The sequence below is a fragment of the Alterirhizorhabdus solaris genome (genome assembly GCF_007785815.1).
GTDB classification, from domain to species: Bacteria; Pseudomonadota; Alphaproteobacteria; order Sphingomonadales; family Sphingomonadaceae; genus Alterirhizorhabdus; species Alterirhizorhabdus solaris.
On record NZ_VNIM01000019.1, the window covers coordinates 45,328 to 53,545 of the forward strand.

The window sequence follows — 8,218 nt, forward strand, 5'->3', positions numbered from 1 at the left end:
CGGCGCGGGATCGCCGGCGCCTCCAGTGCTTGGGGTGGTGCGGGAATGGCTGGCGCAGGGTGGCGCGATGCTACGCATCAGCCCTGCCCCTCACGCCGTGGCCGGGGGGGGGCAGGCTGGCGCATAGACGGGCGTCAGCGCCGCCGGCACGGCCGGGCCGCCGAGCAGATCCAGCTGCATCGCGTCGGCGTCGGCCAGACGCGCGTTTTCACCCGCTGGCGCGCGAGGCGCAGCGCTCTTTCTTCCGTCCATCGGTGTTCTCCTGCCGGCGCCGCGCCGGCGATCAGGTTCCTTGCGGGGTCAGGCGGCCTTGCCGGCGCTCGAGAGCGGCAGCACCGTCGCGATGATCATGTCGGCCGCCTCCTGGCAGGACGGCTGCTCGGTATGGTCGATGCGCCCGTCAGATGCTGCCGAGGCGATGGTGCTGAAGTGGCGCAGGCTGTCCGCCACGATCTGCATGGGGTGCAGCTGCTCGGCCTCGTCCAGCGGGCGCGCGACATAGCCGATCGTCGCCAGCAGCGGGTTGAGCGCACGCGCCCCCAGCACGACGGCGAGGCTCAGCGCGGCCGACAACGGCATTTCCTTGCCCTCGACGCGGTAGGCCTTGATCGCCCGCGCCTTGATGCCGGATGCCGCTTCGAGCGCCTCGTCGGTCCAGTCGCGGTTCGCGGCGCGCAGGACGCCCTGCATCACATGCCGGACGCGATCACGGCCGACGATCGAGGCCTCGTCCGCTGACGGTTCGCTCGCGATCATGCATCACCTCGACATGAGACAGGGGAAATCGAAAGACATGCGCGGCGGCCCCGATCGGAGACAGCTGCCGCCGCGCAACCGAAGGGCCGAGCGCCCCGCGATAGAAAGGCACGGCGGCGCGTGGAGCGACCCGAAGGGCGCCGCCGTGCAGGGAGCGCGGGCAACGGCGGTGCCGCGCGCTGGGGAAGAGGGTGCGTCATGCCGCGTCCTTTCGGACCATCGGGCAATCGGATCGGGTGCAGCACTGCGCCTGCGGCTGGCCGACACGCCAGTCGGACCCCGGCTGGCCGCAGATGAGGCGGTGATAGGTGAGCCGCGCGTCGACGAAATCCGCGAGGAACTCGCCGAGGTCGCGGCCCTCGCGCTCGACCTGGACGAGATCGGCGAACGAGGCGATCGGCGCGGTCACGCCGCGATCTCCGCCGAATTGGTAGCAGCGGCGTTCTGTCGCTCCCGACGTGACGGGGGAGGATTATCCCAGTCGATGCATATCTCGGCAGCCTTCGCGGCTAGCTTCACGTGATCCAAGCGCGACTTCGAGATGCCGATGCGCCGCCAGCTATGGACGGTCGAAAGCGGCGCGTTGATGAGCGTAGCAACTTTCGTGCTTCCGCCGAGAGCATCGATGAGCCGATTTGCGTAGGTGTCCATAACCGCGCTTCTGCGACATTCGCAGATTTGGCGCAAGACCTTTCTGCGATATGAGCAGTTGCGATAATCGCAGACGTGCGGTTCACAAAGGCATGACGCCGGAACAGTTACGTGACGCCTTGAAGGCTAAGTTCGGCTCCGTGCGGGCCGCTGCGATCGCGCTCGGGATCGATGAAAACCATCTGACGAAACACTGGGGCAAAGCCCGCCGCCAGTTGAGCGTGAAGGAGATGGATGCGGTCCGGTCCGCAATCATTGATGAGAGCATAGACGAGGCCCGGCCGGTCCGGTCTATACCGTGGTTGGGATCCGTGCCGGCCAGCGACTTTCGGGCTGCAGAAGAATTCGGCGGCCGCCGCTTTCTCGTGTCTGATCCTGAAACTCCGGCAGGTGCATACGCGCTGACCGTGAGAGGCGACTCGATGGATTTGATCGTGCCGGATGGTGCATCGATCGTAATAGACCCTGACGATACTGCCCTTTGGCCCGGAAAGCGCTATGTCATCATGACGGCGGACGGCGATAAAACCTTCAAGGAGTTTCAAGCCGACCCTGCCCGCTTGATCCCGTGCTCAAGTAATTCGGCGCACCGCGAGATCGCCTTGGGTAGCGAGCCAATCAAGATACTCGGGCGGGTATTCTCGTACACCACACGGGATGCGCCGCGTCGGAAGCCGTAGGACCACTCTCTCGCGATGCTCGATGTCGCCAGGCACGGTGACGTAGAACTGTCCCTTTTCATCGTATGAGCCGAGGTCGAGCTCGATCGCGTCGCGATGGGCCTGAGTGCGCGTCGGTCGCCAAGGCCCGCGAGGTTGGCCGAACACGACAACCCTGTACTCATCGACGCCTGTCGCCACTGGCTCGCTCCCTTTGCCACGTCGAATTAGAACAAAGACAGAACATGGATCAACGGCAAACCTGACACCTGCGATCATCGCAGATTGTGCCTTGCGCCTTATATGCGATTATCGCATAGGTGTCGGCGACACGCTCCGACCGACGCCTCCTGCGTCCGGCCCGGTAGCGGGAGGCTCGACATGCTTCACACTCACAATGTCTGGGATCCGTTCGGCAGCGATCATGCCGCCAATCAGGCGGCGCTCGACGCGCTGCAACCCGCTGCCGATCTCGCCGCCGCGCGTCGCGTCTACGACATGGTCCCGCCCCGCCGCCTCGATGCCGAGGCGCGCCAGCGCGAACAGGTGGAGCGCCTGGGCGCCGACCTCGACGCCTTCGCCGATCGCATCGGCTACGATCGCACGCTGTTTCGGGAAACGCTCGAGCGCAAGTTGCGCCGCGATCACGGCGGCGCGCCCGACCTGAGCCCGCTGCCGCCGCGCGACCCGACCGTCGACGAGGCGCGCCGCGCGCTCGAGGGGGCGCTGCTCGATAGCCGGCACGCCATGGAGGCCGCCGGCACCCGCCTCGGATCGGCGAAGCGGATCCACGGCGAGCGGCAGGCCGCGTTCCACGCCGCCGAGCGCGCGCTGCGCGACTATGACCAGGCCCGGAGCGCGGCGGCATGAGTGCGCGCGCCCTGCCCCGCTATCGCGACGCCACGACCGGCGCCGCTTTGCCCTGCCCCGTCGCCACGGCCGAAACAGGAATCGCCGGGATCGACAGGGCGGCCCTACGCGGCATTCGCATTGCAGCGTTTCGCGTGATGGTGTTGCTGCTGGTCGGCTATGCCGTCCTCGTGGCGACGCCGGCATGACCGCGCGTCCCGCACCCCGTATCGCCGCGCCGCGCGCGATCGGCGCCATGCTGATCGGCGCCAGCGCCGGCGCCGTGATGATCGGCCTCTGCTGGCTGGCGCCGGCGATCGCCGCATGGTGGCGCGCTCTGTGATCCCTTCCCCGAAAACCGGCCGGCGAGTTTGCCCTCCCCCCGGCCGGGCCTCGGCTGCGCTTCCGCAGCAGTTTCCCCCATCGCAGCGGTCGTCGAGGCCGGCCGCTGCCAACCACCGAGGTCGATGTGCAGATCGTCACCGTTCCCGATCGGACACCGCTTTGATGCGGCCCGCACCGGTCGAGCTCCGCCGCGTCCGCTATCGCGGCCTCATCACGCCTTCGGCGATCAACTCGTGGCGCGGCTCCCGCGAGGAGGGTGCCAAGTTCACTGCCCGGCAGCTGCACATCATGCGGCTCGACGGCATCGACCCCGACTCCGTCGCGGTGATCGAGGTGCGCAGCGTCGCGACGGCCCGGGAGTGGGAGCACCGCCCGGGCGAGCCGATGCCGGTCTACGTGCTCGAGTGCCCCGTTCTCGGCGCCGAGCGGCGGGATGGCCGCGTCGAGGTGCTGTCGCCGGCGGGGCATCGCAAGCTCGTCTATCGCGACGGCTCGATTTCGCGGCCGCGCACGAAGCGTTCCAGCCCCGGCCGGGGCTTATGAGCGTCCAGCCCTGCGGCATCGCCGGCTGCGCGAACCCGGCGCCAGCCGGCCTGCCGATGTGCCGCGCGTGCTGGGGCCACACCCCGCCCCGGCTGCGGAATGCGCTCAACCGCTCGTGGCGGAACGAGGCCGAGGGCGGCCGCGTCCACCGCGCCGCGCTCGATGCGGCCGCGCGCTGGCACGCCGCCAATCCAACGCCGGCTCGCAAGCCGCGCCGATCGCCGCGCACGGCACGCGCCGTCGCACAGCTGGCGGCACAGATGGGGGGAGTTGGCTGATGGCCTATGCGGAAACCACGACCGTCGCGGTCGAAAAGTCGATCGCGGAGATCATCGGCCTATTGAAGAAGGCGGGCGCAGTGCGCATCGGCCAGGTCGAGGAACCAGGCAGCTTCACTATCGAGTTTTTCCTCTCCGATCGCAGGATCCGCTTTTGCGTGATCCTTCCGGCAATCGACGAGATGCCTAGCGTCGACGGTAGGGGCAGTACGCTGACGGCGCAGCGGCGGCGGGACATCCTCGCCCAACGCCACCGCCAGCGCGCCCGGGCGCTGTTGCTCGTCATCAAAGCGAAGCTGGAGAGTGTCGAGAGCCGGGTGGAGACCTTCGAGCAGGCATTCCTCGCCAACGTCGTCTTGCCCGGAGGGGCGACCGTTTACGACAGCATCAGCGCCCCGATCGCCGACCAGTATGCTGGCGGCACCCCTGGCCAGCTACGCCTCGAAAGCGGCGGGCGCTGATGGCCGAGGCGATCAGTCTGGGCGACGTCGTCACCTATGACGGCGTCATGCGACAGCGCGCGATGCAGCGCTGCCGGGTGCGCGCCGTGTTCCGATGCGGGGATCTCGGGCTGCGCTTTCCCGATGGCGCCGTCGTCCGCTGCACGCGCGAAGGCGTCACGAAGGTGATCGCGCCCCAGCACGAGCCGATGTGGTGACGATGGCCGCCGGCCACGTGCGCCTGCCGCGCGATCGCGGCGCCGACCCCGTAATCATGGAGACCTGACTGTGAACGACACGCTTCAGACCGCCCTGACTATCCTGATCTATGCCGTCCTTTTGCTCGGCCTGATTGGGCTCGTGGCCGGCACAGTTTTATGGGTACGCTTCGGCCGTGAGCTCGGCCGTGAGCGCGCGCAGCACGTCGAGGAGTTTCGAGCTCGCCGCGACGCTGTCGAGGAACCTTCCAAGCGACATCGTGGCGCAGGGAGGTTCAAGCTGTGACGCCGACCGACCCGAGCACCGCGCTCGCCATCTTCGCCGAGCAGACCGACCTCGTCGAGCGTCTATGCGATGCCGTCGACCGTGAAGCCGAAGACATCGGCGGCGAATCCTCGATGACAGTGCTTCGCCTGCTCGGCCCGCACCATGCAAGGGCCAAGGCATCGCTTGCCGACATTCACGCCAAACCGACGGCTGAACCGTTTCAGCAGCGGGTACAGCCGTGGCTGATGGCATGCTTCGGGGAGATGATCGCCGGCGATCGCGAGGAGCGGAACCACCGCTTCCTCGAAGAGGCGCTCGAACTCGTCCAGGCGTGCGGCTGCACCGCCAGCGAGGCGCACCAGCTGGTCGACTATGTCTTCGGACGGCCGATCGGCCAGCCCGGGCAGGAGGTTGGCGGCGTGATGGTGACGCTCGCGGCGCTGTGTCTCGCGCACAATCTGGACATGCACGGCGAGGCCGAGACGGAACTCGCGCGTATCTGGACCAAGGTCGCGCAGATCCGCGCGAAGCAAGCGGCCAAGCCGAAGTATTCGCCGCTGCCCGAGGCAACCCTGCCCGCGCCGTCCGCATCGATCAGCGAAGCCGCGACCGTTCTCGTCCAGCCTGCGGGTGTGGCGGCGAGCGATCTAGACGCGGGTAAGATCGGGCCGGGTCACGTCTGCAAGCACAACGTCCGGTGGCCGCATCCCTGCGACGATTGCGATGCTGCCGCCCCGCCCGCACCATCGCCCACCCTCGACGAAGCCGCGATCGTGGAGCGGTGTGCGATGATCGCCTATCGCTGGTGGGACGGCGAGCCGGAGGATGCCGAAGACTTGCGCGCCGCGATCCGCCGCGAGGGCGTGACGGCGGTTGGGGAGGACGCCGAGGAGCAGAGGGAGACGGCTGACGACAAGCTCGCGATGGTGCGGGCCTGCTTAGGCGGCATCCTTAGCGCACCGCAGAATGCGACGGCGTATGCCAAGGCCGCGATCGACCTGATCGACCTCACGCCCGAGGAGCGCGCTGTTATGCGCGGGGACGCGGCATGACCATCATCCGCGTAGGCAACAGCGAGGAACCGTCCGCCGCCCGCACCTACCACCAGCTGCGCGAGCGCCGCCTGTGCGAATTGCTCGGCTACTGGGTTTCGGAGCTGGAGCCGGAGATCTTCGAGCGGGTCGATGTGTCGCCGCAGATCCTTGCTCAGCTGGGCGTCGGCGCACCGGGCGCGGCCGGGCCGATGTTCGTCGCCTCGGTGACGGTCGACGACATGATCGCAGCGGGCGCGATCGGATGAGCAGTGTTGGCCACGAGATCCCAAAGGAAATGGCACGCGTCCGCGAGCTTATCCCTCTCTACGAGTCTGTGCCTATGGGCTTCATCGCCGCCGCCATGATGCGCGCAGCGCTGGACGAAGCGGCCGTCGCGCTCGCGAGCGGCGACATCATCGGGATCATCCGGAGCTACGAAACCCTGAAAGGATTTAAAGAGTGAATGCCCCCGTGAAGATCGGCGCGATCGATCGCGCCGCCGACAACATCATCCGGCTCCCGGAGGTCAAACGGCGCACGGGGCTCAGTCGGACGACGATCTATGCCAAGATCGCCGACGGCAGCTTCCCCCCGCAGTTCAAGATCAGCGCCAACTGCGCGGGCTGGTATGAATCGGAGGTCAGCGCCTGGGTGGCCGATCCGATGGCATGGGAGCGCCGCGCCGCGTGAGGTCGAGACGAGCGTAGGCGGCAGCCTACCTCTCCTGCCCCTTAAGGATATCGTTCGCCGGCGGCAGCGCGTCGAACAGCGCATCGGCCCATTCCTGCGCCAGCTCGCGCCGCCGCGTCAGGTGCGAGGACCGGTTATAAGCAGCCTCAGCCGATGACAGACCCTGCGGCACGTGAGCGAGCATCAGGTCGATCACGGCGCGGTCGCCATCCTTGCCGTGATCGCGCGACCGCTCGTTCATGATCGTCGAGAAGCTGGCCCGCCAGCCGTGCGGCACATGCCGCCCCCGATACCCGGTACGATTGTAGAGATAGCCGATCGCGTTTTCGCTCATCGGCAGCCGCGTCGTCCGCGCGTTCGGAAAGAGAAAGGCGATTCGCCCGGTCAGCCGGCGCAGCGCGCGCAGCACGTCTACGGCCTGCCAAGGCAGCGGCACGATGTGCTCGAAAGCCTCCTCGCCCTTGCGGGCCAGATCCAGTTTCATCCGCGACGCTGGTACTCGCCACAACGCCCCCGGCGAGGGGGCATCGCGATCCGCCCAGTCGATCCCCTCGAACTCTGACCACACGGCCGCGCGAACGATCCCGGGCCGGACGGCAGTCAGCGCCAGCAGGCGGGAGGCGAGCTTTGTCGTCGGGTCCGCGGTCGACGCCTCGGTGTCGATCAGCAGCTGGCGCGCCTTACCGAGATCCACGATCGCCGGCTGCTTCCCCTTCTTCGCCAACGGCTTCAGCGCCTTCGCGAGGCTGGCCGCCGGGTCGCTGGGCACCAGCCCCTCGGACATGGCGTAAACGAACACAGCGGACACGTGCTGACGCACGCGCTTGGCCGTCTCGATCGAACCGCGCTTCTCGATCTTGCGGAGCATGTCGAGCACCATCGGGCCGGTGACGTCTGCGATCGGAAGCGCACCGATCTCCGGGAAGACGTCGCGATCGAGCGCGCGCAGAACGAGATCCTGATAGTCCGGCGACCAGCGCGGACGCTGCGATTCGTGCCAGTCGCGCGCCTTGCGGTCGAACGTCAGCTCGGCACTGGCGATGCTGGCCGCCCTGACCTTCTTGCGCTCGACGTCAGGATCCTTGTGCTCCCGCAGCTGCCGTCGTGCCGTGTCGCGCAGCTCGCGCGCCTCGGCGAGCGACACCTCGGGGTATGGGCCGAACGTGAGGCGCTTTTCCTTGCCGGCGAATCGGTACTTCATCCGCCACGATTTGAACCCCTTGGTGGTGACGTAGAGGTACAGGCCGCCGCTATCGCCGAGCTTGTAGCCCTTCTCGGCCGCCTTCGCCTTGCGTGCATGAGCGTCGGTTAAAGCCACGATGCCCCCACCTTTCTGGTTCGCTGCCCCCGGAGTGCCCCTAAGGGCTGCGTATCGCGCCGGACGCGGCCGGACGCGCCGCCCGGCTTTCTCGGTTGAATTGTCAGTGTTCTAGCCGGGTTCCGAATGCGATGGAACACCGCCGGCTGCATGCATGGTGGGCCCGGCA

General features: G+C 67.7%; 18 protein-coding genes. 13 read left to right on the forward strand and 5 right to left on the reverse strand.

Annotated features, from left to right (window positions below; genetic code table 11):
• Window positions 1-90: 90 nt before the first annotated feature.
• The 4 genes from FOY91_RS21600 to FOY91_RS06845 form a co-directional block, all read right to left on the reverse strand.
• Window positions 91-252, reverse strand: coding sequence for a hypothetical protein (locus tag FOY91_RS21600; protein ID WP_162527166.1), 162 nt, complete (start codon window positions 250-252; stop codon window positions 91-93).
• Between the two features lie 48 nt (window positions 253-300).
• Complete coding sequence (locus tag FOY91_RS06835) at window positions 301-756, reverse strand: hypothetical protein (protein ID WP_145149428.1); 456 nt, start codon at window positions 754-756, stop codon at window positions 301-303.
• 196 nt (window positions 757-952) lie between these two features.
• On the reverse strand, window positions 953-1,165 hold the full coding sequence (locus FOY91_RS06840; RefSeq protein WP_145149430.1) for a hypothetical protein: 213 nt from the start codon (window positions 1,163-1,165) through the stop codon (window positions 953-955).
• Window positions 1,162-1,407: a hypothetical protein gene (locus tag FOY91_RS06845; RefSeq protein WP_145149432.1), complete on the reverse strand. Its 246-nt coding sequence runs from the start codon at window positions 1,405-1,407 to the stop codon at window positions 1,162-1,164. The genes FOY91_RS06840 and FOY91_RS06845 overlap by 4 nt, the downstream gene beginning before the upstream one ends.
• Before the next feature lie 92 nt (window positions 1,408-1,499).
• On the opposite strand from FOY91_RS06845, the gene FOY91_RS06850 reads away from it, so the two are divergent.
• From FOY91_RS06850 to FOY91_RS06905, 13 genes are all read left to right on the forward strand, one after another.
• A complete protein-coding gene (locus FOY91_RS06850; RefSeq protein ID WP_238995286.1) occupies window positions 1,500-2,087 on the forward strand; it encodes a LexA family protein in 588 nt (195 codons plus the stop codon).
• Between the two features lie 360 nt (window positions 2,088-2,447).
• The gene (locus tag FOY91_RS06860; RefSeq protein ID WP_145149438.1) at window positions 2,448-2,936 is read left to right on the forward strand and encodes a hypothetical protein; all 489 of its coding nucleotides are present in this window, start codon (window positions 2,448-2,450) and stop codon (window positions 2,934-2,936) included.
• Window positions 2,933-3,124, forward strand: coding sequence for a hypothetical protein (locus FOY91_RS06865; protein WP_145149440.1), 192 nt, complete (start codon window positions 2,933-2,935; stop codon window positions 3,122-3,124). The genes FOY91_RS06860 and FOY91_RS06865 overlap by 4 nt, the downstream gene beginning before the upstream one ends.
• Complete coding sequence (locus FOY91_RS21605) at window positions 3,121-3,258, forward strand: hypothetical protein (protein WP_162527167.1); 138 nt, start codon at window positions 3,121-3,123, stop codon at window positions 3,256-3,258. The genes FOY91_RS06865 and FOY91_RS21605 overlap by 4 nt, the downstream gene beginning before the upstream one ends.
• 164 nt (window positions 3,259-3,422) lie before the next feature.
• A complete protein-coding gene (locus tag FOY91_RS06870) occupies window positions 3,423-3,803 on the forward strand; it encodes a hypothetical protein (protein ID WP_145149442.1) in 381 nt (126 codons plus the stop codon).
• The gene (locus tag FOY91_RS06875; protein ID WP_145149444.1) at window positions 3,800-4,081 is read left to right on the forward strand and encodes a hypothetical protein; all 282 of its coding nucleotides are present in this window, start codon (window positions 3,800-3,802) and stop codon (window positions 4,079-4,081) included. Before FOY91_RS06870 ends, FOY91_RS06875 begins: the two co-directional genes overlap by 4 nt.
• On the forward strand, window positions 4,081-4,542 hold the full coding sequence (locus FOY91_RS06880; protein ID WP_145149445.1) for a hypothetical protein: 462 nt from the start codon (window positions 4,081-4,083) through the stop codon (window positions 4,540-4,542). Before FOY91_RS06875 ends, FOY91_RS06880 begins: the two co-directional genes overlap by 1 nt.
• Window positions 4,542-4,739: a hypothetical protein gene (locus FOY91_RS06885; protein ID WP_145149447.1), complete on the forward strand. Its 198-nt coding sequence runs from the start codon at window positions 4,542-4,544 to the stop codon at window positions 4,737-4,739. The genes FOY91_RS06880 and FOY91_RS06885 overlap by 1 nt, the downstream gene beginning before the upstream one ends.
• A 70-nt stretch (window positions 4,740-4,809) precedes the next feature.
• Window positions 4,810-5,025, forward strand: a complete 216-nt coding sequence (locus FOY91_RS06890) for a hypothetical protein (protein WP_145149449.1) — start codon at window positions 4,810-4,812, stop codon at window positions 5,023-5,025.
• Entirely contained in the window at window positions 5,022-6,059 is a 1,038-nt protein-coding gene (locus FOY91_RS21965) for a hypothetical protein (RefSeq protein ID WP_203234511.1), read from the forward strand. Before FOY91_RS06890 ends, FOY91_RS21965 begins: the two co-directional genes overlap by 4 nt.
• Window positions 6,056-6,307 (forward strand): hypothetical protein, encoded by a 252-nt coding sequence (locus tag FOY91_RS06900; RefSeq protein ID WP_145149451.1) that lies wholly within the window; start codon window positions 6,056-6,058, stop codon window positions 6,305-6,307. Before FOY91_RS21965 ends, FOY91_RS06900 begins: the two co-directional genes overlap by 4 nt.
• A 74-nt stretch (window positions 6,308-6,381) precedes the next feature.
• The gene (locus FOY91_RS22590; protein ID WP_275265942.1) at window positions 6,382-6,504 is read left to right on the forward strand and encodes a hypothetical protein; all 123 of its coding nucleotides are present in this window, start codon (window positions 6,382-6,384) and stop codon (window positions 6,502-6,504) included.
• Between the two features lie 8 nt (window positions 6,505-6,512).
• The gene (locus FOY91_RS06905; RefSeq protein ID WP_238995287.1) at window positions 6,513-6,731 is read left to right on the forward strand and encodes a helix-turn-helix transcriptional regulator; all 219 of its coding nucleotides are present in this window, start codon (window positions 6,513-6,515) and stop codon (window positions 6,729-6,731) included.
• A 25-nt stretch (window positions 6,732-6,756) separates the two neighbouring features.
• Here the strand turns inward: FOY91_RS06905 and FOY91_RS06910 are convergent, their stop codons facing one another.
• Window positions 6,757-8,049: a tyrosine-type recombinase/integrase gene (locus tag FOY91_RS06910; protein WP_145149453.1), complete on the reverse strand. Its 1,293-nt coding sequence runs from the start codon at window positions 8,047-8,049 to the stop codon at window positions 6,757-6,759.
• Between the last annotated feature and the right edge of the window lie 169 nt (window positions 8,050-8,218).